Raw genomic sequence first — 24,061 nt, forward strand, 5'->3', positions numbered from 1 at the left:
GCAGTTGTGTAGATCCAGAGAGGCATGGAGCTTCTGGCCATTCCAATTAATATTGCGGATGCGGTCCTGAAAGGAACGGGGCTGTTTTTTTTCTGTGCCGTCCTTCTTTTCTTCATCCTGGGTCAGGATATCCAGGTGATTCTTTTCATCGAAGTATGCGACGATTGTCGCATCATTGAGGGTGATGTTGGTCAGTGTCGTCGATTTGATGGAACGGGTAATGATGTCCCAGGGACGTACGCTGAGACTACCGTCGGGAACGTAGAGAATGAGATGTCCGTCCGGGTCTTTCCAGACCAGATTGGTAAACTGGACATACCCTGTAATGTGCGGTGCCAGTGTTTCTACGGTAACGGTACCGCGGAGCATAGTCTGGCGGGCCATGGTGTGATTGAACAGGCGGGCTGCGCCGTGAATGGCTGCAAATACCAGGGCACAGAAGAGGACAGAACAGAAAATGAGGACAATCAGCGTCCGCTTCAGTGCCTTTTTATGCTGGCAGCACCCTTTCTTCACTGCATTGAATCCGTTCAATCTGGCTGCCTTCTCCGGACAGATGCCGGAGGTAATTGTATGATGGAATTCATGGTCCTCACCTCGTTGTAAGCATAGCATGGGACGCCCTTTTTTGCAATGCGGAAAGGAGTACACAATCCGGCCCCTTTATGGTATAGTAAATACGATATACTATAATAGAAAATGACGGGAGTGATATGAGATGATTCAGACGATTTATCTGGCAGGTGGCTGTTTCTGGGGTCTGCAGAAATTTTTAGATCAATTTGACGGTGTACAAGAAACGGAAACGGGGTATGCTAATGGCCGGACAGTAATGCCGACTTATGAAGACGTAAAATCCCAGCGGACCGGTCATACAGAAACAGTCAGGGTAACCTATGATGATGAAATATTGCCGACGGGACAATTGCTGGATTATTATTTTATGGTCATCGATCCGCTGTCGGTGAATAAGCAGGGGGAAGATGAAGGTATCAATTACCGGACGGGGATTTATTATGAAAACCCTGCCTTATTGACCGATATCCGCAAAGTCGTCAATCACGTAGCGGAAAAAGTGGGCCGTTCCCTGGCCGTCGAAGTGCTGCCGCTGCAGAATTTCTTCAAAGCAGAAGAATATCATCAGAAATATCTGGATAAAAATCCCGGCGGATACTGTCACATCAACCCGGCTATGATGCATATCCACGACCGGATTAAAAAAGGATAATTCCTGCCTGGACGTGAACACCCCGGTGTCCGTGCACGACACCGGGGCGTTCGGGGATTATGTTGGATGTTCTATCCTAAAACCGGACAAATGTCTGGCAGGGACGGGCTGATTCCGGCAGGATGGCCTTTATGCGGGCGGCGTGGCTGATCATCTTTTTTCTGCCGTTCTTTGCGCTTGTATGCGGCCATATTCATTTCAAGGATTTTTTCCATATGCATGACATACATGGTATTCGCCCCCCTCTTGCGAAATACGGTAATAAAAAAACATAAAGACACGATGTGGGATAGACATCGTCGTCTTTATGTTTGAACATATTATAAATTAAACGATTAACTTTGTCAATGATAAAATATTAAAATATCAAAGGAAATGTGGAATAATGATGAAAAAAGCAATGGCAAGCGACTTTGACAACACATTGTATTTTATGTTTCTCGATGAACCGTACCGCAAGGGTGACCGGGAATCCATCCGGGATTTCCAGCAGGCAGGCGGCTTGTTTGGCGTCAGTACAGGCCGGTCTCTCCGGGGCGTGCGTCAGGCGGCCGGGGACGATGTGCATTTTGATTTCTATATCCTGGCAACGGGGGCGTTGGTTCTCGATGGCAATTTGCAGGTACTTATGAAGAAAACCGTATCCCGGGACTGCGTCGAAGAAATATATGACCGCTACGGACGACGGGCGGATACGGTCATTCAGGCCAATGATACGGTTTATACGCTGACGCCGCCTAAATTCCCGGGGCAGACACGGATCATGTCCTTTGCCGATCTGGCAGGCAGTGACATCTACGGCATCTCTTTTTATGCTGGCAGTGATGAGGCAGCCCAGTCGATTGCCAGAGATATCCAGCATGAGTATGGAAATATACTGACTGCCTATGCCAATACGAGTGTTGTCGATGTCGTAGGGGCTGACTGCTCTAAGGGAACGGGACTTATGGCAGTCAGAGAGAAGCTGGCCATCTGTACGATGGGGGCCATCGGGGACTCGTATAATGATACGCCTATGCTCAAGGCAGCCGATGTTTCTTTTACTTTCTCTTATGCGCCAGAACCGGTACAGCAGGCGGCTACCCATATTGTCTCATCGGTCCGGGAAGCACTGGCATATTTGTAAGAGAGGCGGATTGTTTTTTTCTGGACCATTTCGTATAATAGAAACGAATAATCTGTTTTAATATTTTGGGAAAAGAGGGAACGGATATGATATTTTTAAAAAATGACTATAGCCTGGGTGCGCATCCACAGGTCTTTCAGGCACTGGCTGATCAGAATCTGACGCCCAGCGACAGTTATAGCAATGATACATTCTGTACAGAAACGACACAGCTCGTGCGCCAGATTACAGGGCAGCCTGATGCTGACGTGCATTTCATTGCCGGTGGTACGCTGACAAATCTGGTTTGCCTGGCTGCCTTTATGCGTCCCTATGAAGCGGTCATCGCTGCCGAATCATCTCATATCTATACCCATGAAACCGGTGCCATCGAAGCGACAGGCCACAAAGTGCTGCCCGTTCCGACGACGGACGGCAAAGTGTCTCCGGAAGACGTGGACAAAGTCGTTGCCTTCCACGATATGGAACAGATGGTACTGCCCCGGGTGGTCTACATTTCCGATACGACGGAAATGGGCGCCGTCTATACGCTGGATGAATTGAAGGCCTTGCGTGCATGCTGCGACCGCCATGGACTGTATCTGTATATTGACGGGGCACGCCTGGCTATGGCACTGGGCTCTTCCTATAATGATGTCACTCTTAAGGATATGGCGGCTCTGGCAGATGCCTTTTATTTTGGCGGTACGAAATGCGGTGCCCTTTTCGGCGAAATGGTGGTCATCGTCAACGATACGCTGAAACCGCATTTCCGTTCCATTATGCGGCAGAACGGAGCTCTTTTTGCCAAAGGGATGCTCCTGGGAATCCAGTTCCAGGCACTGTTAAAAGACGACCTGTATACGAAACTGGGGCGTCAGGCAGATGCGATGGGACAGAAGCTGGCTCATGGCATTGGAGCGAAAGGATATGAATTTGCTTATACGCCGGTTTCCAATATGATATTCCCTGTCATGACACGCGAAAAGGCAGCGGAACTAGCTCAGAACGTCATGTTTGAAAAATGGCTGGATAATGCCGATGGGACACAGACTATACGGTTCGTTACCAGCTGGGCTACGACGGAAGACGATATTGATGGCCTGCTGGCCTTATTGTAATTGCCGATGAAGACATTCAGATGTACGGGAGGATGGTATGATTTCTAAGGAAGAGTTATTGAAATTACAGAACGGCAGTGATGTCCGTGGTATCGCTATTGAAGGCATAGCAGGGGAGAAGGTCAATCTTCTGCCGGAAGCGGTAAACCGCATTACTGCCGGATTTGTCACATTTCTGGAAGACCGGCTGGGGAAAAAGGCAGATCAGCTGCAGATTGCTGTTGGTCATGATTCGCGCATATCGGCAGACAAGCTGAAGGACGCTCTGTTCCAGACACTGACGGCCATGGGCGTGACGGTATATGACTGTGGTCTGGCTTCGACGCCGGCCATGTTCATGTCCATCGTCTTCCCGCAGACAAATATGGACGGATCTATCATGATTACCGCAAGTCATCTGCCGTATAATCGTAACGGCCTGAAATTTTTTACGGAAAAAGGCGGGTTGGAAAAAGCGGAAATTACCGATGTCCTGACACGGGCCGGTTCTGAACCGGTACGCAGCGGTGACATCACAAAGGTACAGCCACTGGATATTATTTCCCTGTATACGGCTCATCTGCGCGGACTCATCTGTAAAGCGCTGGATACGGCTGGAAGTCAGCCTCTTTCGGGGATGCATATCATCGTCGATGCCGGCAATGGCAGTGGCGGATTCTTTGCCAGCCAGGTTCTGGCGCCGCTCGGGGCCGATACAACAGGGAGCCAGTTCCTCGAACCGGACGGCCATTTTCCGAACCATATTCCCAATCCGGAAAATGCCGAAGCTATGGCCAGCATCCGCCAGGCTGTCCTGGACAATAAGGCAGATCTGGGACTCATTTTCGATACGGACGTAGATCGCATGAGTGCTGTCCTTTCCGATGGGGAGGCCGTGAGCCGCAATGCCCTGATCGCCATGATGGCGGCTATTCTGGCACCGGATTATCCTGGCAGTACCATTGTGACGGACTCCGTGACCAGTGACGAATTGACAACATTCTTGCAGGATCATCTGCACCTCGTCCATCACCGGTACATGAGAGGTTATAAAAATGTCATCGATGAATGCATTCGTCTCAATCAAAAGGGCATCGTATCTCCTCTGGCTATTGAAACATCCGGTCATGGCGCTCTCAGTGAAAACTATTACCTCGATGACGGAGCCTATCTGGCTGTCAAACTGATCATTGCCGCTGCCCGTGCCCGGGCACAGGGAAGCAGTCTGGGCAGTCTTATCAAAGAGTTGGGAGAACCGGCAGAAAGCAAGGAATACCGGCTTAAAATTTCTGGCGAAAAGGCAGGAGACTATGGAAAACAAGTTCTGGAAACCGTTGAAAAGCGGGCGGCTGCAGCCGGGATTGGCATTGCCAGCCCGTCTTATGAAGGCGTACGACTCCTGTTTCCCAATGGCTGGGCCCTGCTGCGCATGTCTCTCCATGATCCCAATATGCCTCTCAACGTAGAAAGCAGGGATGTGGGTGGCTGTCGCATGATTGCCAATCAGATACGTCCCTTGCTGGCAGGCTTTGACCGGCTGGACCTCCGCGTCCTTGACGATTGATGCCATGAAACTGGAACTCTTCTTTGCTATTCTCTTTGCCCTCATGGTGCTTCAGATTCTGGGTGCCAGGCTGCAGGTACGCCAATATCAGGCGGCAGTCCGGCGTCTGCGCCAGCGGGGGAATGTAGGGATAGGCGGCCGAAAAGGCCGTTTCGGTCCGGGATGCATCGTTCTCCTTGCCTGCAGTGGCGATGGAACTATCGTAGGTGCTGAAGTCATGCAGGGCATGACCATTTTCAGCCGCTTTCATGCTGTGCCGGACCTGTATGGACAATCGGTATATGATCTGAAACGGGAATATGAATCTCTGCCCGATAAGCGGCGCCGTCATTATAAGGGATATGAACAGGCTGTGGATGCGCTGATCCACCGCTTGTCTGATTCCGACGAAGGTTCTGCTGAACCTGCCCCTATACAAAATAGTAATTAATAAAAGTTTTCCATTGATAGATATTTTCTAAATTTTAATTTTATGCTATACTAAGGGTGTACTAAAAATTCATTCCCTAATTATATATCGTGCAGAAGGAGGCGCCCTTATGGTAGTAGAATCGGTAAAGAAAATCAGACATATAGCATCGGAAGTATTCAAAGGTTATGCCAATAACACGACAGGCGGCTGCTGTGGCGTGTCGTTGCCAGAAGAACAACAACAGGAACTCAGGCGCCTGAAAGAAGGCGCCCAGGCAAAAAGAGCTGTCAAATGACAGCTCTTTTTAAGTACCGATGCTAAACGTACGTTCATGATACGATAAGTTTCTGAAAAAACGTTATCAGGAGAACCTGGAAACAGGAATTGACAGGAAAGAACTGATACGATAAACTGGACATGATATAACGCACGACGGGGACACCACCTAAGGTGTCAGACGCCGTGTGTTTTTTTATATGATTGTGAGGTGTGTTCAATTGCATATTATACTCAATGGAAAACCTGATACCTGTGAAGAAACGAGTTTGTCAGCCCTGAAAGCGGCCCGCGGGTCGGGACGGGAAATTACCATCGTCAATGGATTTGCTACCAGTGAGGATCTGTCCCTTCAGGAAGGCGATGAAATTTACTTTATCCCAAAAGACCGGCTGCCACCCCGGGATGCGCTGGAAGCCATGATGTGCTCCCGGCATACGCCCCGGGTCCATCACAAAGTACATGCCGGACATGTCGCAATATGCGGCCTGGGAGGCCTTGGTTCCAATGCTGCCATTTATCTGGCCCGTACTGGTGTCGGCCATCTCCATCTGCTCGATTTCGATACCGTCGATGCCAGCAACCTGAACCGCCAGTCCTATATGATCCGTGATTTGGGAGCCTATAAGACCGATGCCCTGGAAAGGCAGATACGGGATATCAACCCGTTCATCGATGTCCGGACGGACTGCGTACGTCTCACCGAAGAAAACGCTCCCCGCCTTCTACAGGATGACTGGATCATCTGCGAAGCCTTTGACAATCCTGATGCCAAGACCATGCTGGTCTACACCATATTGGAACAATGCCCGGACAAATACATCGTTTCTGCATCGGGAATGGCAGGCTATGGAGACAGCAACGATATACAGACGAAAAAAATTACCAGCCACTTTTATATCTGTGGCGACCAGGCCCGCAATGCCCGGCCCGGAAGGGGCCTCATGGCTCCCCGTGTCGCCATCTGCGCAGCCCACGAAGCCAATCTCATCGTACAACTGCTCGTAGATGAGATGTAACAATAGAAAAATTTATTGTAATAAAAGCATTTCCTGTTGAGGGAAGTGCTTTTTTTCGGGATATAGTTTAATTTTAATTGGGATACATACGGGCATCAAAGTGACCAATGCAAATATTATTGATAGATACGCACCTTTAGTGTATAATCACTTGAATTTTGACGAAATTTTGTTTCAGTGAAACATGATGTGTATCAAAAAAGCAAGGGGTGACACATTTTACGGTGGTATCAGAAAAGAGTAATTCCAAGAAATATAATATTTGTCTCGTTTCTCCCGATCCCAGTATTTCCCGTACGACAGAGCAGGTTGTTCAGGAATTGGGGGATGATTTGCGCTGTAACGTGATTATCATCGATGGGAATGTAAAAACAGCGGTCCGTCATGTGAAACCCTATGTAGAAAAGGGGATTGATGCCATTATCAGCCGGGGCGGTACGGCCATAGCATTGACCAGGGCGTACCCTCAACTGCCGGTTATCGCTATCCAGATAGAAGCAACAGATATCTTAAAAGCGATTCAGGGCATTCCCGATGGTACAAAAATCGGGTTTATCAGCTATAGTGAAGTGATTTATCAATATCAGGCATTGGCCGAATTGATGGGAGTTCACAAAATCACCTTTTTCCGTTTGTTTCATTTGGGAGATGAAGATACAGTTATTGAACAATATGTCAGGGATGCATGGAAACAAGGAATAGAAGTACTTATAGGGAGTATTCATGTACGGGAATATGCAAAGAAATATAATTTGCGTTTTGTCTTTTTAGAATCCGGTAAGGGGGCTGTTTTACGTGCTATACGGGAAGCGGCATCGGCTATTCTGGTACGCTGGCAGGACCGTGAAGAATTTAAGCTGATTTCTAATATCGTGGATTATACGTTTACAGGAACTGCTGTTTTTGATAAACGGGGGATGTTGCAGAAATGGAATCCTGCCTTTGCCTCTATGTTTGCGGGTGAACCTGGGACGGACTGGAAAGTCCGGATACCCATTATTTTTTCTTCCAGCCGTCTGCAAAAAATTTTAAATGGCTCCGTTCCAGGTGGTGGGGAAATTCTCCGTACAGAAGAACGGGATTATGCTGTCACCTGGCAGCCCGTCTGGGAAGGGGCCCAGCTGGTGCGGGCCATTGCCTTCGTCCAGCCAGTGGAGCAGGTGCAATCTTACGCGCAGTCTATCCGCAAAAAGCAGCATGGGGAAGGATTGATTGCTTATTATACACTGGATGATATAATTGGAAAATCGCTGGCCATCCGGCAGGTCAAAAGAGAGATTTTGAAATATGCCGGTACCCATTCCAACGTTTTGATTACCGGTGAATCGGGAACAGGGAAAGAAATGATTGCCCAGGCGATTCATAATCTGAGTCAGTGCAGTAAAGGACCTTTTGTGGCCATCAACTGTGGAGCTTTTACGGAAAGCCTGTTAGAGAGTGAATTGTTTGGGTATGAAGAAGGTACATTTACCGGTGCCCAAAAAGGCGGTAAAGCCGGTGTTTTTGAATTAGCTGATGGGGGGACACTGTTTCTGGACGAAATCGGGGACATGCCTTATATTTTGCAAAACCGCCTGCTCCGTGTTCTTCAGGAAAAGGCTGTCATGCGTGTAGGTGGCAGCAAAGTGATTCCTGTTAATGTCCGGATTATTGCAGCTACCAATCAGGAGCTGGAAAAGGCTATTGAAGAAAAGAAGTTCCGCCTGGATCTGTACTATCGTCTGGATGTGTTGCGTATCCGCGTACCGGCATTGCGGGAACGGGATGGAGATATTTCATTACTGGCCCGGATTTTCCTGGCTAATCTCAATAAAGAGTATGGCCGGAACAAAGAATTTGACAAAGATGTGCTGCATTATTTAACGACCCTTCCATGGCCGGGGAATATACGGCAATTAAATAATATAGTAGAGAGAATGGTGTTATTATCTGAAGGCAGAATCATCACTATGAATGATGCGGCAGAAGCGTTGGAACTGGGACATAATCCAGAAAAAGGAGCGTCTAAAAAAATTGATACAGAGCAAATAGAAGGTCTGCTCAGCGAAGGTAAGAGCTATGCAGAAATAGCGGAACTCCTGGGGGTCAGCCGCTCTACTTTATGGAGATACAGGCGCAAGAAAAAGTGAAGTATGCCGGTAATCAATCAGAAAGGAACTGAATATGGACTATAAAGTATGTGTCGTTGCGCCTAATGAGCATATTTCTCATACAGTACATGAGCTGGTGGAAGAACTAAAACACGAACTGCAGGGAAAAATTATCATCGTAAACGGAGATATGGAAAATGGTGTCCGCAATGCTAAAAGCGTCATTGAACGGGGTGTGGATGCTATCATCAGCCGTGGAGGAACAGCGTATTTATTATCACAGGTATATACCCGTGTTCCGGTTATTGCCATTCAAATCGACGCGTTGGATATATTAAAAACAGTACGCCGTATCGGTGAAGATAAACATATTGGGTTCATCAGTTATAGCAATGTCATTTATCAATACCAGGCAATGGCTGAAGTGCTGGGTGTCAATAAAATACCCTATTTTCAATTTGTCGATTACGGGGAAGAATATCGGATTGAACAATTTGTACAGGAGGCGAAAGAATGTGGTGTAGATATATTGATTGGCGGTGCCCATGTACAGGATTATGCGAAAAAGTATGGCATATCCTCTGTCTTTCTGGAATCAGGAAAGGATACGGTCCTGAAAGCAATCCGTGAAGCGGAAACAGCTATTATAGTAAGGCGGAAAGAGCAGGAAAATTTAAAAATCATTAATGATATCGTCGATCATGCTTATATAGGTATCGTCGTATTTGATAAGCATTGCCATGTAAAAAAATGGAATACGACTTTTCTCTCTATGTTTCCACAACTTTTGCAATTTGGTACGGAGAATCTGGAAGAACAAATCAGACATATTTTTGTTGCATCTCAAATAAAGGATGTATTAAAAGGGAAAATTCCCGACATGGGTGAAGTACTGAGTATAGGAAACCGTACTTATGCACTCCGTTGGCATACCATTCTGGACAAATACCGAATTACCGGGGCTACAGCCTTTATACAGGAAACGGAAGAACTGCAGTCATATGCCCGGTCCATGCGGAAAAAATTACAAGAAAAGGGATTGGTGGCCCGGTATACATTAGATGATATCGTAGGCCGGTCTCTGGCGGTCAGAAAAGTCAAAAGAGAAGCATTGAAATATGCAGGCACTCGTTCGACCGTTCTAATCACGGGAGAATCAGGTACAGGCAAAGAGATGCTGGCCCAAGCTATCCATAATTTGAGCGACCGCCGTCACGGACCCTTTGTAGCTATCAATTGTGGTGCTTTTACGGAAAGTTTACTAGAAAGTGAAATATTTGGATACGAAGAAGGGACATTTACCGGTGCAAGAAAAGGTGGGAAAGCCGGTGTTTTTGAACTGGCTGATGGGGGGACACTGTTTCTGGATGAAATCGGGGACATGCCCTACGTTTTGCAAAACCGGCTGCTCCGGGTCCTTCAGGAAAAGGCTGTCATGCGTGTAGGTGGCAGCAAAGTCATTCCTGTTGATGTCCGGATCATTGCGGCTACGAATCAGAAACTGGAACAGGCTGTGGAAGAAAAGAAATTCCGCCTTGATTTATTTTATCGCCTGGATGTACTTCGCATACGAATGCCGGCATTACGGGAACGAACCGGTGACATTCCTTTGTTGTCCCGTGTATTCCTTGCTAGTCTGAATCAAAAATACAAAACAGAGAAATCCTTTGCTCCGGAAGTTCTGCGGTTTTTAAATAGTCAGGAATGGCCGGGTAATGTCAGGCAGTTGATGAATACGATTGAACGGATGGTACTGCTTTCTGATGGATATACTATTACGTTACAAAATGTACAAGGAGTATTAGATGTCGTGCCGGATAAAGAGGCGAGTGAAGAGCATATCACACTGAATAAGATAAGAAAATTATCGAAGGAAGGGAAGACGTATAGCCAGATTGCTTCTATATTAGGCATCAGCCGCTCAACATTATGGAGATTCCGGCAAAAAGAAAAAATATGATTGAAAGATAATCGATAAATAAACCGTTACATGTTTTATGCAACGGTTTGTTTGTTTCATAGATGTCTCTTTGAACCATTACCTAATAGCATGACATACTTGCCAATGCGATAAAATGCGTATTTTTTCACATAGATATAGTTGGTATGAATATTTCATATAAATTATCGATTGCATTGTGAATGCGCAAGATACACTAAAGGAGGAGTACTGTTATGATTAATGCAATGATTATCGATGAAAAAGACAACGTTGCTGTCGTCATCGAACCGGTAAAGAAAGGGGATACGGTTTCTTATGTGGACAAAAACAAGAAGACCGTTTCTTTTACTGCTGTAGAAGACATCCAGATTTATCACAAAATCGCTATCAAGGATATCCCTGCTGATGAACCAGTTGTTAAGTATGGTGAACATATCGGCCATGCTGCACGGGATATCAAACAAGGCGAACATGTACACGAACACAATGTCAAAGCCGTTCGTGAAAATTTGGGCTAAGAGGAGGAAATCATAATGAAATTTTGGGGTTATAAACGTCCGGATGGACGCGTAGGTATCCGTAACTATGTATTAATTCTGCCGGCCAGTGTCTGTGCTTCTGATACGACCCGGATTATCGCTTCCCAGGTTAATGGCGCCGTTACCTTCAACAATCAGAACGGCTGTTCCCAGGTACCGCCTGATCAGCAGTTTACGATGGACGTAGAAGCCGGCTATGCTGCCAACCCGAACGTCTATGGTACGGTCGTCGTTTCTCTGGGCTGCGAAAACTGTCAGATGGACCTGGTAGTCAAAGCTATCCAGGAACGGACGAACAAGCCGCTCAAACAGGTCATTATCCAGGAAGAAGGCGGTACGCTGAAAGCTATCGACAAAGCGGTCCGCTATGCCAAGGAAATGGTACAGGAAGCCAGCATGCTGCGCCGTGAAGAATGCGACATGAGCAAACTCATCGTCGGTACCGAATGCGGCGGTTCCGACCCGACATCGGGCCTGGCTGCCAATCCGACTATCGGCGAACTGAGCGATCGTCTCGTTGACCTCGGTGCTACGTCTATCCTGAGCGAAACGACGGAATTCATCGGTGCTGAACATATCCTTGCCCGCCGTGGTAAAGATGAAAAAGTAAAAGAACAGATCCTCGGTATCGTACACCGTTATGAACATGCCCTGCAGCTCGTCGGCGAAGAAGTCCGCGAAGGCAATCCGAGCCCTGGCAATAAAGCCGGTGGTCTGACGACGCTGGAAGAAAAATCGCTGGGATGCATCCATAAAGGTGGCCATCGCACGATTCAGGCTGTATATGACTATGGTAAACAGGTCGATACGACAGGTCTGGTCATCATGGATACTCCGGGGAACGACCCATCTTCTGTAGCCGGCATGGTTGCAGGCGGCTGCCAGGTATGCGTATTCTCTACGGGCCGTGGCACACCGACAGGCAATCCGATCGTACCGGTCATCAAAATCACGGGTAACAAAATTACGTTCCAGAATATGGAAGACAATATCGATTACGATGCCAGCCCGGTTATCTATGGCAAAAAGACCATGGGTGAACAGGGTGATGAACTCCTGGCTATGACCATGGAAGTCGTCAACGGCAAGCAGTCTAAAGCAGAATCTCTGGGATATACGGAAATGGCCATTGCCCGTGTCTGCAACTACGTCTGATATCACTATCAAATCAGGCAGAATGAAGTAGAGAAGGGCCTGTCCAACAGGCCCTTCATACTGGATATGATGAATTCATTAGAGGAGAATAGCTATGATTAAGGATTTCTTAAATAAAGTGCCTGCCGGCATGATGGTTGTTCCCATGCTGATTTCGGCTTTTATTAATACTTTTTTCCCGGACTTATTTAAAATCGGCGGCTTTACCCAGGCCGTATTTACCACAGCTGGTACGGCTGGCATCATCGGTGCCCAGCTGGTCTGCATGGGTGCCCAGCTCCGTGTCACCGAATTATTTGCCGTTGTGCGCCGTGGCGGAACGTTATTGATTTCTAAATTCCTCATTGGTGCTGCCATTGGCATTTTTGTTGGTAAAGTATTTGGTATGGATGGTATCCTCGGTCTGACGACACTGGCTATCATCAGTGCCGTTACGAATAGTAATGGTTCCCTCTATCTGGCTCTCATGTGCACCTATGGTGATGAAGTAGACCAGACCTCTATGAGCCTTCTGTCTATCAATGATGGCCCGTTCCTGACGCTGGTAGCTCTCGGCGCTTCTGGCATGGCCAACGTTCCGTTTATCGCTCTGATTGCTGTTTTAGGACCTATCATCTTCGGTATGATCCTTGGCAACCTCGATAAGAAGATGACCGAATTCCTGGCTCCTGGCGTTACTATGCTGATTCCTTTCGTCGGTATCTGCCTCGGTGCCGGTATCAATATCTCGGCTATCGTAACAGGCGGTGCATCTGGTATTCTTCTCGGTATCATTACCATCTGCATCAGCGGCCCGTTCGTCGTCTTCTGCGACCGCATGATCAACCGTCGTCCCGGGTATGCTGGCTGGGCTGTTACGACGACGGCAGGCAATGCTATTGCCGTTCCTGCTATGGTAGCAGCTGTTGACCCGACCTGGGCCCCTTATGTAGCCATTGCAACGACGCAGGTAGCAGCATCTACTGTACTTACAGCTATTTGCATTCCCTTTATCACCAGCTGGTGGGCAAAAAAATATGGTTGTCCACAAATTCCCTTGAAAAAAGAGGAACCTAAACCAGCAGAATCATAAGTTCCTCATGATAGAATACAGTAATCTGTATTACTATAAACTATGCATTATACCACTAAGAAAAAACCGCAGTGTGAAGCAATTTTGTTTCACGCTGCGGTTTTTTCTTTAGAGTTAAACGGGACGTTCATAGGTATATTGAAACGTTTGTTCGCATATGATATAATAAAACAGAACAAATGTTCTTACACAAGGGGGCGAAACAATGGGACGGACCTATGTTGCCATAGATTTGAAATCTTTTTATGCTTCTGTTGAATGCCGGGAGAGAGGGCTGGATCCCCTGACGACGTATCTGGTGGTAGCGGATCAGAGCCGTACCGATAAGACCATCTGCCTTGCCGTGTCGCCGGCTTTGAAGAGCTGGGGCATTCCCAGTAGGCCGCGGCTTTTTGAGGTCATACGGGCTGTTCAGGACATCAATGTCCGGCGAAAGGTAAAGTTGGGAAGAGGGTTTACGACGGTATCGTATGATGACCGGGATGTGCGGGCCCATCCCGATGTAGGCCTGGTATATCACATTGCCCGGCCGCGGATGGCGTTATATTTGCAGTACAGTACGAAAATTTATGGTATGTATCTTCGCTATGTGGCACCGGAAGATATCCATGTATATTCTATTGACGAAGTATTGATGGATGTGACGGCGTATCTGAGCTTGTATGGCATGACGGCCCGGGAGCTGGCAGAACGCATGGTACAGGATGTACTGCAGGAGACGGGAATTACGGCGACGGTAGGAATCGGAAACAATCTCTACCTGGCTAAGGTGGCGATGGATATCATGGCTAAGCATCTGCCCGGTGATTCCCATGGAATGCGCATTGCCAGTCTCGATGAAATTTCATACCGGCAGCTTTTGTGGCAGCACCGGCCTCTGACAGATTTCTGGCGTATCGGCCGGGGAATTGCGCAGAAGCTGGAAGAAAACGGACTATATACGATGAAAGACATTGCCCGGATTTCCCGGAAAGAGGAAGCATTTCTTTATAAACTGTTTGGCATTCAGGCAGAGCTTCTCATTGATCACAGCTGGGGATACGAGCCTTGTACGATAGAGGACATCAAACGATGGCGTCCCCAGAAACATAGTGTGGGTTCGGGACAGGTACTGCATCATCCGTATGATACGGAGAAAGCCCGCCTTATTGTTTGGGAAATGGCCGAAGCCCTGTCGCTGGAACTGGTAGACAAGGGGCTGGTGACAGAGATGCTGGTCCTGAATATTGGCTATGACCGGATCAGCCTAAAACAGGATAGGGCCTATACGGGGGATATTGTCCATGATTCCTATGGAAGAGTTGTACCCAAACATGCCCATGGTACGATACATCTGGGAGTACAAACCACTTCGACCAGACTGATTACTGAAGGAGCCGTACGTTTGTATGACCGGATTATCGAACCTCGATTATGGGTCCGACGCGTTTGTTTGACGGCTGAACATGTCAGGGATGAACGGGGTGTGTTGTATGAAATGGATACGCTGTTTGATAGTCCATCGGGGATGACCAGAGAAGAATCGGAGCGGGAACGGCGGCAGCAGCATGCGATTTTGCATATCCAGAAACGATTTGGGAAAAATGCCATCATCAAAGGACGGAATCTGGAAGAAGGAGCGACGACAAGAGACCGGAATGAACAGATAGGAGGGCATCGCGCGTGAGCGAAGAAGACGAATTATGGAGCTACCCATATGAGGGGGTGCGCTGTCATCGCCACATGTCCCGACAGGCGCGGGCAGCCCAGTTTGCTCCCTTTGCTGCATTGGAAGGGTATGAAGAGGCAGTAGCGGAGGCATCGCGATATACGGAAGATAAACCGGAATTATCTGAAGAACAGCGGCAGGAACTGGACCAAATCTGGCAGAGTTTATGCAGACGGGGATTGGAACATTCCTGCCTGCGCATCACGTATTTTCAAGAGGATTTACGAAAACACGGCGGTATATGGCGTACGGCCATCGTGCAGTGCAAGAAACTGGACCGTATCAAACGGTGTCTGATTACCAGGGAAGGGCAGAAAATCCCTTTGGACTGCATCTATCAGGTCGGCCTGGCATGACAGGCATATCCTCGTAAAAAAAATAAAAAAATCTCCAGACCCGAAAGTCTGGAGATTTCTATAAATCATTGGTCGGAACGGCGAGATTTGAACTCGCGACCTCTTCCACCCCAAGGAAGCGCGCTACCAAGCTGCGCCACGTCCCGCTGACCTTTTAATTTTACTGAATTTGACAGCACTTGTCAAGGATATATTTCAAAATTATTTCCCCTGACATGAGAAATGGTGAACAGGGGTATGAGGGATAGAGACTTATACCCTTGTTTCGGTATAACTAATATGACATCATCAAATATTGACGGTTATCTATATAAATGATATAATCCGTTACATAGATAAATATCTATGTAACGGAGGCGGTTTTATGGATATAATGGAGATTGCTAACATCAACAAAGCTCTCAGCAGTCCTGTCCGGCTGCAGATTATTGCCATGCTGGCCGGTGGAGAACAGTGTGCCTGCCGCATTCTGGAACGTTTCGCTATTACCCAGCCGACGCTGTCCCATCATATGCATGTCCTCTGTGACTGTCATCTGGTCCGGGACCGCAAACAAGGCCGCTGGCATTATTATGCTCTTGATGAAGAATGTATCCGTTGTCTGGCTTCGTTTTTTCAGGAACTCGTCCAACGGGAAAAGCGGGAAGGGCAGACACCTTGTGATGAATGCTGATAGGAGGAATATACTATGAATGAAATCGTAGAACAAGTCAAAGAATATTATGGTAAGGTGCTGGATGGAACGAAAGACCTCAAAACGAAAGCCTGCTGCTGTTCTTCCACGGGACTGCCCAAAGAAGTGCGGGAAGCGCTCAGCCTCATTGATGATGAAATCGTGACTCACTATTATGGCTGTGGGTCACCGATTCCTCCCCTGCTGGAGGGCATGACCGTACTGGATCTGGGATGCGGCACTGGCCGCGACGTTTACGTAGCCAGCAAACTGGTCGGCGAAAAAGGCCATGTCATCGGCGTCGATATGACCCAGGAACAGCTCGATATTGCCCTGCGCCATGAAGAAGAGCAGTATAAGCGCTTTGGGTATAAGACCTCGAATGTGGAATTTAAAAAGGGATACATTGAAGATTTGAAATCTCTGGGAATTGCCGATAATTCCATCGATGTGGTCATTTCCAACTGCGTCATTAATTTGTCACCGTACAAACAGAATGTATTCAATGAAATCTGGCGTGTCCTCAAACCGGGTGGTGAACTGTACTTTTCCGATGTCTTTACAGACCGCCGCATTCCCGATGAACTCTATGCCGACCCGGTACTGCACGGTGAATGCATCAGCGGCGCCATGTATTTTGAAGATTTCCGACGCATGCTGAATAAAGCGGGATTCATGGATTTCGTCTACATGTCTATCCGCAATTTTGACCTGGGAAATGAAGCGATTGAAGAAAAAGTCGGCTTTGCCCATTTTTCGGAACGGACGGTTCGGGTATTCAAACTGACTGATTTAGAAGATGCCTGCGAGGATTATGGTCAGGCAGCGGTGTACCGCGGTACGATCCCCAATCATCCCCATGCCTTTGATTTCGATATGAATAACCACTTCGTGACGGGAAAGCCCATGCTGGTCAGTGGCAATCTGGCCTCCATGCTTTCGGAAACGCGGTACGCTCCGGCCTTTACCGTCTACGGTGACCGGTCCGTCCATTTCGGTCCCTTTGGCGTTACTCCCGTGGCAGATGACGCCGGAGATAGTGGTTGCTGCTGTTAACAGAAGAGAGGAGTAGAATATACATGATTCAGCGTATGATTACGGTAGAAAAAGAAGCATGTATCCATTGTGGCTTGTGTATCCGGGACTGCGTAGCCGCTTGTCTGGAATTTGACGAAGAAAAGATTCCCCGCTATCTGCCAGAAGGAGAACAGCGGTGCCTGGCCTGCCAGCATTGTATGCTCGTCTGCCCGAAAGGAGCTCTGTCCTTTGGCGGACTGCAACCGGAACAATGTGGTACTGTATCCTATGGGAATCATGAAGAGTTGCTGAAGCTGATAAAATCGCGGCGTAGCACCCGGGCTTATAAAAAAGAAGATTTGTCACAGGAACAGCTGGACAAACTTACGGAAATGCTGGCGTATGCGCCGACAGGGGTCAACGCGCCATCTGTTCGTTTTTCTCTGGTAGCGACGCGCAAAAAAATGGATAAAATCCGGAAGATTACATACGATTGCCTGAATACTGTTCGTGCCGATTCGCCTCTTTTTATCATAAAAGAAATGGCAGAAGCCAGCAAGCGGGCAGGGAAGGATCTGGTGTACCGGGGAGCTCCGGCCTTAGTTGTCGCTTCTGTCGATACAAAAACGGCGGCATCGGTCTGCCAGACCGTCGATCCGGTCATTGCCTTATCGTACCTGGAACTTTATGCCGCCAGCCTGGGACTGGGCACGGTCTGGGACGGCATTGCCGTAGCACTGGCCCGGACATTTCCTGAAATCGAAGCGCAGTTCCAGATCCCCCAGGGATGCAAACTGAGCTTCCTGATGGCGCTGGGAATCCCGGACATTTCCTACCAGCGGACGCCCCAGAGGACAACCGACCGGATTACCATCATCCGATAACACTATTTTGATGAACTATGAAAAGAGCTGTCTTGCGGGGGCAGTTCTTTTTTGTATATAATGAGATTATAACAATAGTGAATATCAAATCATGATATATACGAAAGGGGATGTTGTTATGGAAAATGCTGTCATAGGGATTCTTATTCCCTTTGTTGGAACGTCTTTGGGAGCGGCCTGCGTCTATGCCATGAAGCAGGAATTGGACCGCCAGGTCCAAAGGGGGCTGACGGGCTTTGCGTCGGGTGTCATGATCGCTGCTTCAATCTGGAGTCTCCTGATTCCGGCCATGGAAGAATCGGCGCCGTTGGGGAAATTCGCTTTCGTGCCGGCTGTGGCCGGGTTCTGGCTGGGCATCTTCCTGCTCCTGACCCTGGACCGGCTGGTACCGCATCTGCACATGTACAGCGAGGAGGCTGAAGGGCCGCACAGCCATTTGCAGCGGACGACGATGCTCGTTTTGGCCGTGGCGCTGCACAATATCCCCGAGGGTATGGCTGTCGGTGTCGTCTATGCGGGTCTCCTGGCCGGTCAGACGGGTATCAGTACTGCCGGGGCATTGGCCTTGTCGCTGGGCATCGCTTTGCAAAACCTGCCCGAAGGGGCTATTATCTCCATGCCGCTCAAGGCCGCCGGTGTGGGCAGGCATAAAGCCTTTCTCGGAGGCGTCTTATCGGGCATCGTAGAACCCATCGGAGCGGCCCTGACCATCGCACTGACGGCCTTCATCGTTCCGGTCCTGCCTTATCTCCTCAGTCTGGCCGCCGGGGCCATGTGCTACGTCGTCGTCGAAGAACTCATTCCGGAAATGTCGGCTGGCGAACACTCCCATATGGGCGTCCTGTCCTTTGCCCTGGGATTCACACTGATGATGGCCCTGGATGTGGCCTTGTCGTGAGATGTTTTTCATGAAGGAAAAGAGGTATCAGTGTGAAAGTACGCATTACCGATGAATTAGCCCAGCAGATTGTCGATTCAGCCAAGGTAGTCGTCGGCTGGGACGTCAATTTTATTGACTGTCATGGGCAGATTATGGCCAGTACCGATGACAAGCGCATTGGGACGTATCACAAGGCCGGCCACGCCGCCGCCCGGACCGGTCAGGTCCAGACCGTACAGGATGACCGGCCGACAGATGGTGTCAGTAAGGGCGTCAATTATCCGATTATCATGGATGGACTGGTACTGGGTGTAGTCGGAATTACGGGAGAACCAGCTGTTGTCGGCCAGTATGGTTTTTTGCTGACGAAAATATGCGAGGTATTTCTCAAGGAATACCGGCTGAGTCAGGAGGTGTTCAGCGAAGAAGAACACCGCAGCCGTCAGGTCATGGCTCTGATTTATCATGACGAAGACATGGTGCAGCAGCTGGCTGAAGACCAGCCGGCATTGGCGGGCAGCCAGTATGTCGCAGTGGTGTTCCGCTGGCATGAAGGTACACGCCGGGCCGGGGATTTCCGCCAGAAGATGGCAGAGGATTGCCAAAGCCTGGGGATAACCTTATACACGTATATTTATCCCAGTACCGTTGTCGTGCTCATTCCCAGCAAGGTCTATCCGGATTGGGACCGGAAACTGCCACGCTGGAAAGAATGGTTCTACCCGGGCATTTTTGCAGGAATCGGGACAGAAGAATCATTTCACCGTATCCACGAATCGTACCGTTTTGCCAAAATGGCCTTGCAGTCGGCAGAGGACCGACAGATTTTCTGCGTTCATGCCGACGAGATGAAGTTAGCTTTCTTGCTGCAAAGCCTGGATGGCCCGATACGCCGCCGCTATCAGAAGGACATTTGTCAGCATTTGACAGAACGAGATATCCATCTGCTACAGGTCTATTACCAACAGAATTTATCCATACAGGAGACGGCGCGGATTCTCTGTATCCATAAAAATACTCTGCAATACCGGCTGAAACGGATTGGTGAGGCGACGGGGCTCAATCCGCGGGTATTCCACGATGCCGTGACGCTTTACATTGCTACCCTTCCATGGCTTTAAGCACAAAAATACGATATATTTTTGTGCTTTATAACATAGGAAGATCATCCTCTTTTTGCTACACTGTAGGCATAGAGAAATACAGTCTTACGAGTTCGCACATAGAGGAGAGAGTATCATGAAAGTTGTCGTAGCCATTGATTCCTTGAAAAATAGTCTGACTTCTGTTGAAGCTGGCCGGGCCATTGAAGCCGGTATCCGCAAAGCTTATGGCGGTCATCCCGTCCAGGTCATCGTCAAGCCCCTGGCTGACGGTGGGGAAGGAACCGTTGAAGCCCTCGTCGATGGACTGGGCGGACAGCTCCGCTATGCCGGTATCCAGGGACCTTTAGGGGAAGTTGTGTCCTGCCCGTATGGTTACCTGCCGGGAATGGAAGCGGCCGTTATTGAAATGGCCGGGGCTGCCGGATTAGGCCTAGTACCGTCTGCACAGCGCAATCCCCTGCACACGACGACGTATGGTGTCGGCCAGGTCATGGCGCAGGCCATGGAAGCCGGCATACGCCACTTCATTATCGGACTGGGAGGCAGTTCGACCAGTGACTGCGGCGTCGGTATGCTTCAGGCTCTCGGTTATATTTTCCGAGATGCTCAGGGCCAGCCGGTCGGCACAGGCGGGCAGGAAGTAGGGCGTATCGCATCTGTAGATGATTCCCAGGTCCTGCCGGTCCTGAAAGACTGTACCTTTGATGTCGCCTGTGATGTGACCAATCCGTTATTCGGGAATTGGGGCGCTGCCTATATCTTCGGGCCTCAGAAAGGTGCGTCGCCACAGGATGTCAAAGTACTGGACGATGCCAGCCGGTCCTTTGCCGCCGTAACCCAGATGTATACCGGCCATGATTTCAGCCAGACCGCCGGTGCCGGCGCGGCTGGTGGCATGGGCTTTGCTTTCCTGGCGTATCTGCACGGACGTCTGCGCTCAGGAATCCAGATTGTCCTCGATTCCATCCGCCTGGCCGATGCTGTCAAAGATGCCGATTATGTCATCACTGGCGAAGGACGCCTCGATGCCCAGACGGCCATGGGTAAGGCCCCCATCGGCGTAGCGAAACTGGCCAAACAGTACGGCGCCAAAGTCATCGCTCTGGCAGGATGCACGACGGCTGATGCAGTCGAATGTAACCGGCAGGGTATCGATGCTTTCTTTTCTATCGTCGATAAAGCCATGCCGCTGGAAGAAGCCATGAATAAGGAAACGGCCCTGCGCAATATGACCAACACAGCGCAGCAGGTCTTTAACCTTATCCGTGCTGTCGGCTGACTTAAGATGTCCTAATTGTATAAATTCAAGGAGAATATAATATATATGCTGAAAAAAACAAAGATTGTCTGCACCTTAGGCCCAAGTTCCAATACTCCGGAAATTATCGAAAAGATGATTCAAGCCGGTATGAACGTTGCCCGTTTTAATTTCTCCCATGGTTCTCATGCAGAACATAAACAGCGCATCGACATGGTCCGCGCTGCCTCCCGGAAACTAGGCATCCCGGTTGCATTGCTCCTCGATACGAAAGGCCCGGAAATCCGCCTGGGCAAATTTAAGAATGGTTCGATCATGATGGAAGCCGGCAATGACTTTATCTTGACGGCCCGAGATGTAGATGGCGATGAAACCATTGCCTCCATGAACTATAAAGAATTACCGCGGGACGTCAAAGCCGGCGACCACATTCTCTTATCAGACGGTTTAGTCAACTTAGAAGTTGTCAGCGTCGAAGGCGAAGACATCCATACGAAGATTCTCAACAGCGGCAAGATGAGTAATCGCAAACGCATTGCCGTACCGGGCATTGCTATTAATTTGCCAGCTGTTTCCGAAAGCGATGCCGACGATATAGAATTCGGCTGCCGTATGAACATGGACTGGATCGCAGCTTCCTTCATCCAGCGCGGCAAAGATGTCCTGACGATTCGCAAGATTTTGGAGAAACACGGCAGTCATATGAAGATTGTCTCTAAAATCGAATGTCAGACAGCTGTCAACAACATCGACGACATCATCAGGATGAGCGACGGTATCATGGTTGCCCGCGGTGACCTCGGCGTCGAAGTACCTGCTGAAGAAGTGCCGATGCTCCAGAAAGTCCTCATCCACAAATGCCAGACTGCGGGCAAGCCGGTCATTACGGCTACGCAGATGCTGGAATCTATGTGCAATTACCCGCGTCCGACCCGTGCCGAAACGAGCGATGTCGCCAATGCCATCTTCGACGGTACGGACGCCATCATGCTCAGCGGTGAAACGGCTGGCGGTCTCTATCCGGTAGAAGCTGTTGAAACCATGGCCCGCGTCGCTGTCTTTACGGAAAGCAACTTCACGCCGAAAGCATATGAAGACGCCAGTTCCGAATCGACGTCAACGACTGAATCCATCGGCAAGGCTGTCGTCAAGATTGCCAAAGACCTCCACGCTGCCGCTATCATCGCCTCGACCGAACGTGGCGGCACAGCTCAGATGATTTCTAAATTCCGTCCGGAATGCTCACTTATAGCCGTATCGCCGCATGAAGCCATTGTCCGTCGATTGCAGCTCAACTGGGGCGTCCAGGCTGTTATCGGAAAAGAAGCCAGCGATACCGATGCTGTCGTCGATAACGCCATCTTTGCAGCTCTCGACAACGACCTCATCAAAGCCGGCGATCTTGTCGTTCTTACAGCCGGTGTTCCCGTTGCTACAGCCGGTTCGACCAATATGATCCGCGTACAGGTCGTTGGTGACGTCCTTCTCCGCGGTACCGGTATCGGCCGCAATTCCGCTATTGGAAAAGTCTGCATCGCTGAATCGAAAGAAGACCTGGAAAAGAACTTCAGCGACGGCTGCATTCTCGTCCTCCGTTCGGCTTGTGCTGACTTTGCAGACTATATGAAACGGGCCAGTGCCATCGTCTCTGAAGAAGCCGGACTCACCAGCGAATCGGCTATCGTCGCCATTACCCTTGGTATTCCGACTGTCGTCGGTGCAGCTCATGCCTCAGACACACTGGAAAACGGTGAAATTGTCACTGTAGATGCCAGCCGCGGCACCATTTTTCGCGGCGAAGCAAACGCACGGTAGTAAATAACCGGGGAGGGCTGATAATGAATCTGACAATCTTAGGGACGGGAAATGCGACGGTGACTCATTGTTATAATACGTGTTTTGTCCTCGATGAAGGTGATCAATACCTGCTCATCGATGGCGGCGGCGGGAACGGTCTCTTGCAGCAGCTGGAAAAGGCTCATTTGCGCTGGCGGGATATGCGGACGGTCTTTGTCACGCACAAGCACATGGACCATCTTCTGGGGATCCTCTGGCTCATGCGTATGATGTGCCAGTCCTGGCGGCGCGGGACCTACGATGGCGAAGCCATTATCTACGGTCACGAGGAAGTCGTTTCCCTGTTGCACGCGATGGGAAACGCCCTGCTGTCCTCGAAAGACAGTGCTTTCCTCGATGACCGCCTGCATTTCGTTACGGTATCCGATGGGGAGACACACCAGCTTATTGGCCACGACGTGACCTTTTTCGATATCCGCTCGACGAAGGCCAAGCAATTCGGCTTTTCCCTGCAGCTCCCTGATGGTAAACTGACCTGCTGTGGTGATGAACCGTATCAGCCTTGGGAAGAAGGCTATGTCCGGGACAGCAAATGGCTCCTTCACGAAGCCTTCTGCCTCGATGCTGAAGCGCATATCTTTCATCCCTATGAAAAGCACCATTCCACCGTCAAAGACGCCTGTGAAACGGCGGCCCGGATGGGGGTACAGAACTTGATTCTGTACCACACGGAAGACAAGGACCTGACCCATCGCCGCCAGCGTTACTATGATGAAGGACACCAATATTACCAGGGGAATCTGTACATTCCCGATGATTTGGAACTTTTTCGGAACCTGTAAAGAATTTATAAGAATACTATGATGAAAGCAGACCTCAG

Annotated in this window: 23 protein-coding genes, 1 tRNA gene and 1 pseudogene; 22 read left to right on the plus strand and 3 right to left on the minus strand. The window is 49.2% G+C overall.

Annotated elements, in window-relative coordinates; genetic code table 11:
• Window positions 1-534 (minus strand): annotated as a pseudogene (locus B4H10_RS06735) (hypothetical protein); the annotation flags it as partial.
• Window positions 535-718: 184 nt separating this feature from the next.
• On the opposite strand from B4H10_RS06735, the gene msrA reads away from it, so the two are divergent.
• Complete coding sequence (gene msrA, locus B4H10_RS06740; RefSeq protein ID WP_059075484.1) at window positions 719-1,228, plus strand: peptide-methionine (S)-S-oxide reductase MsrA; 510 nt, start codon at window positions 719-721, stop codon at window positions 1,226-1,228.
• Window positions 1,229-1,299: 71 nt separating this feature from the next.
• On the opposite strand, the gene B4H10_RS06745 is transcribed toward msrA, so the two are convergent.
• Complete coding sequence (locus tag B4H10_RS06745) at window positions 1,300-1,458, minus strand: hypothetical protein (RefSeq protein ID WP_172793315.1); 159 nt, start codon at window positions 1,456-1,458, stop codon at window positions 1,300-1,302.
• A 155-nt stretch (window positions 1,459-1,613) separates the two neighbouring features.
• Between B4H10_RS06745 and B4H10_RS06750 the strand changes: the two genes are divergently transcribed.
• From B4H10_RS06750 to B4H10_RS06810, 13 genes are all read left to right on the plus strand, one after another.
• On the plus strand, window positions 1,614-2,354 hold the full coding sequence (locus B4H10_RS06750; RefSeq protein ID WP_059075483.1) for an HAD hydrolase family protein: 741 nt from the start codon (window positions 1,614-1,616) through the stop codon (window positions 2,352-2,354).
• An 86-nt stretch (window positions 2,355-2,440) separates the two neighbouring features.
• Complete coding sequence (locus tag B4H10_RS06755; protein ID WP_292018502.1) at window positions 2,441-3,454, plus strand: threonine aldolase family protein; 1,014 nt, start codon at window positions 2,441-2,443, stop codon at window positions 3,452-3,454.
• Between the two features lie 37 nt (window positions 3,455-3,491).
• Window positions 3,492-4,997: a phosphomannomutase/phosphoglucomutase gene (locus B4H10_RS06760; RefSeq protein WP_292018503.1), complete on the plus strand. Its 1,506-nt coding sequence runs from the start codon at window positions 3,492-3,494 to the stop codon at window positions 4,995-4,997.
• The gene (locus B4H10_RS06765; protein WP_292018504.1) at window positions 4,987-5,427 is read left to right on the plus strand and encodes a transcriptional regulator GutM; all 441 of its coding nucleotides are present in this window, start codon (window positions 4,987-4,989) and stop codon (window positions 5,425-5,427) included. Before B4H10_RS06760 ends, B4H10_RS06765 begins: the two co-directional genes overlap by 11 nt.
• Before the next feature lie 109 nt (window positions 5,428-5,536).
• Window positions 5,537-5,704, plus strand: a complete 168-nt coding sequence (locus tag B4H10_RS06770) for a hypothetical protein (RefSeq protein ID WP_170087941.1) — start codon at window positions 5,537-5,539, stop codon at window positions 5,702-5,704.
• 202 nt (window positions 5,705-5,906) lie between these two features.
• Entirely contained in the window at window positions 5,907-6,704 is a 798-nt protein-coding gene (thiF, locus tag B4H10_RS06775) for a sulfur carrier protein ThiS adenylyltransferase ThiF (RefSeq protein ID WP_059075480.1), read from the plus strand.
• A 224-nt stretch (window positions 6,705-6,928) separates the two neighbouring features.
• Window positions 6,929-8,833, plus strand: a complete 1,905-nt coding sequence (locus B4H10_RS06780) for a sigma 54-interacting transcriptional regulator (protein ID WP_292018505.1) — start codon at window positions 6,929-6,931, stop codon at window positions 8,831-8,833.
• A 34-nt stretch (window positions 8,834-8,867) separates the two neighbouring features.
• Window positions 8,868-10,754, plus strand: coding sequence for a sigma-54-dependent Fis family transcriptional regulator (locus B4H10_RS06785; RefSeq protein WP_075581416.1), 1,887 nt, complete (start codon window positions 8,868-8,870; stop codon window positions 10,752-10,754).
• Window positions 10,755-10,969: 215 nt separating this feature from the next.
• The gene (locus B4H10_RS06790) at window positions 10,970-11,254 is read left to right on the plus strand and encodes a UxaA family hydrolase (protein WP_059075476.1); all 285 of its coding nucleotides are present in this window, start codon (window positions 10,970-10,972) and stop codon (window positions 11,252-11,254) included.
• 15 nt (window positions 11,255-11,269) lie between these two features.
• A complete protein-coding gene (locus B4H10_RS06795) occupies window positions 11,270-12,430 on the plus strand; it encodes a UxaA family hydrolase (protein ID WP_059075475.1) in 1,161 nt (386 codons plus the stop codon).
• Between the two features lie 94 nt (window positions 12,431-12,524).
• Window positions 12,525-13,502, plus strand: a complete 978-nt coding sequence (locus tag B4H10_RS06800) for a 2-keto-3-deoxygluconate permease (RefSeq protein WP_059075474.1) — start codon at window positions 12,525-12,527, stop codon at window positions 13,500-13,502.
• Between the two features lie 205 nt (window positions 13,503-13,707).
• Complete coding sequence (locus B4H10_RS06805) at window positions 13,708-15,168, plus strand: DNA methylase (protein ID WP_292018506.1); 1,461 nt, start codon at window positions 13,708-13,710, stop codon at window positions 15,166-15,168.
• Entirely contained in the window at window positions 15,165-15,566 is a 402-nt protein-coding gene (locus B4H10_RS06810) for a hypothetical protein (protein ID WP_292018507.1), read from the plus strand. The genes B4H10_RS06805 and B4H10_RS06810 overlap by 4 nt, the downstream gene beginning before the upstream one ends.
• Before the next feature lie 69 nt (window positions 15,567-15,635).
• Here B4H10_RS06810 and B4H10_RS06815 read toward each other — a convergent pair.
• Window positions 15,636-15,712: transfer RNA gene (locus B4H10_RS06815), tRNA-Pro, on the minus strand.
• Window positions 15,713-15,930: 218 nt separating this feature from the next.
• Between B4H10_RS06815 and B4H10_RS06820 the strand changes: the two genes are divergently transcribed.
• The 8 genes from B4H10_RS06820 (at window position 15,931) to B4H10_RS06855 (ending at window position 24,023) form a co-directional block, all read left to right on the plus strand.
• Complete coding sequence (locus B4H10_RS06820) at window positions 15,931-16,239, plus strand: ArsR/SmtB family transcription factor (protein WP_113855586.1); 309 nt, start codon at window positions 15,931-15,933, stop codon at window positions 16,237-16,239.
• 15 nt (window positions 16,240-16,254) lie between these two features.
• Window positions 16,255-17,295: a methyltransferase domain-containing protein gene (locus tag B4H10_RS06825; protein ID WP_292018508.1), complete on the plus strand. Its 1,041-nt coding sequence runs from the start codon at window positions 16,255-16,257 to the stop codon at window positions 17,293-17,295.
• A 23-nt stretch (window positions 17,296-17,318) separates the two neighbouring features.
• The gene (locus tag B4H10_RS06830; RefSeq protein WP_292018509.1) at window positions 17,319-18,140 is read left to right on the plus strand and encodes a nitroreductase family protein; all 822 of its coding nucleotides are present in this window, start codon (window positions 17,319-17,321) and stop codon (window positions 18,138-18,140) included.
• Between the two features lie 118 nt (window positions 18,141-18,258).
• On the plus strand, window positions 18,259-19,038 hold the full coding sequence (locus tag B4H10_RS06835) for a ZIP family metal transporter (RefSeq protein WP_075581411.1): 780 nt from the start codon (window positions 18,259-18,261) through the stop codon (window positions 19,036-19,038).
• Window positions 19,039-19,070: 32 nt separating this feature from the next.
• Window positions 19,071-20,141 carry a CdaR family transcriptional regulator gene (locus B4H10_RS06840; RefSeq protein ID WP_170087934.1) on the plus strand — a complete coding sequence of 357 codons (1,071 nt, stop codon included), beginning with the start codon at window positions 19,071-19,073 and terminating at the stop codon, window positions 20,139-20,141.
• Window positions 20,142-20,259: 118 nt separating this feature from the next.
• Complete coding sequence (locus B4H10_RS06845) at window positions 20,260-21,405, plus strand: glycerate kinase (protein ID WP_292018510.1); 1,146 nt, start codon at window positions 20,260-20,262, stop codon at window positions 21,403-21,405.
• Between the two features lie 45 nt (window positions 21,406-21,450).
• Complete coding sequence (gene pyk, locus B4H10_RS06850; protein WP_292018511.1) at window positions 21,451-23,199, plus strand: pyruvate kinase; 1,749 nt, start codon at window positions 21,451-21,453, stop codon at window positions 23,197-23,199.
• A 23-nt stretch (window positions 23,200-23,222) separates the two neighbouring features.
• Entirely contained in the window at window positions 23,223-24,023 is an 801-nt protein-coding gene (locus tag B4H10_RS06855) for an MBL fold metallo-hydrolase (RefSeq protein WP_075581407.1), read from the plus strand.
• Window positions 24,024-24,061 lie beyond the last annotated feature (38 nt).

Source organism: Megasphaera sp. UBA4382 (assembly GCF_002391155.1).
Lineage (GTDB): Bacteria > Bacillota > Negativicutes > Veillonellales > Megasphaeraceae > Megasphaera > Megasphaera hexanoica.

Excerpts from the sequence above, each read along its gene's own strand:
- msrA (WP_059075484.1), top strand. The coding sequence starts at position 719 with ATGATTCAGACGATTTATCTGGCAGGTGGCTGTTTCTGGGGTCTGCAG.
- B4H10_RS06745 (WP_172793315.1), bottom strand. The coding sequence starts at position 1,458 with ATGTATGTCATGCATATGGAAAAAATCCTTGAAATGAATATGGCCGCA.
- B4H10_RS06750 (WP_059075483.1), top strand. The coding sequence starts at position 1,614 with ATGATGAAAAAAGCAATGGCAAGCGACTTTGACAACACATTGTATTTT.
- B4H10_RS06755 (WP_292018502.1), top strand. The coding sequence starts at position 2,441 with ATGATATTTTTAAAAAATGACTATAGCCTGGGTGCGCATCCACAGGTC.
- B4H10_RS06760 (WP_292018503.1), top strand. The coding sequence starts at position 3,492 with ATGATTTCTAAGGAAGAGTTATTGAAATTACAGAACGGCAGTGATGTC.
- B4H10_RS06770 (WP_170087941.1), top strand. The coding sequence starts at position 5,537 with ATGGTAGTAGAATCGGTAAAGAAAATCAGACATATAGCATCGGAAGTA.
- B4H10_RS06785 (WP_075581416.1), top strand. The coding sequence starts at position 8,868 with ATGGACTATAAAGTATGTGTCGTTGCGCCTAATGAGCATATTTCTCAT.
- B4H10_RS06790 (WP_059075476.1), top strand. The coding sequence starts at position 10,970 with ATGATTAATGCAATGATTATCGATGAAAAAGACAACGTTGCTGTCGTC.
- B4H10_RS06795 (WP_059075475.1), top strand. The coding sequence starts at position 11,270 with ATGAAATTTTGGGGTTATAAACGTCCGGATGGACGCGTAGGTATCCGT.
- B4H10_RS06800 (WP_059075474.1), top strand. The coding sequence starts at position 12,525 with ATGATTAAGGATTTCTTAAATAAAGTGCCTGCCGGCATGATGGTTGTT.
- B4H10_RS06805 (WP_292018506.1), top strand. The coding sequence starts at position 13,708 with ATGGGACGGACCTATGTTGCCATAGATTTGAAATCTTTTTATGCTTCT.
- B4H10_RS06820 (WP_113855586.1), top strand. The coding sequence starts at position 15,931 with ATGGATATAATGGAGATTGCTAACATCAACAAAGCTCTCAGCAGTCCT.
- B4H10_RS06825 (WP_292018508.1), top strand. The coding sequence starts at position 16,255 with ATGAATGAAATCGTAGAACAAGTCAAAGAATATTATGGTAAGGTGCTG.
- B4H10_RS06830 (WP_292018509.1), top strand. The coding sequence starts at position 17,319 with ATGATTCAGCGTATGATTACGGTAGAAAAAGAAGCATGTATCCATTGT.
- B4H10_RS06835 (WP_075581411.1), top strand. The coding sequence starts at position 18,259 with ATGGAAAATGCTGTCATAGGGATTCTTATTCCCTTTGTTGGAACGTCT.
- B4H10_RS06845 (WP_292018510.1), top strand. The coding sequence starts at position 20,260 with ATGAAAGTTGTCGTAGCCATTGATTCCTTGAAAAATAGTCTGACTTCT.
- pyk (WP_292018511.1), top strand. The coding sequence starts at position 21,451 with ATGCTGAAAAAAACAAAGATTGTCTGCACCTTAGGCCCAAGTTCCAAT.
- B4H10_RS06855 (WP_075581407.1), top strand. The coding sequence starts at position 23,223 with ATGAATCTGACAATCTTAGGGACGGGAAATGCGACGGTGACTCATTGT.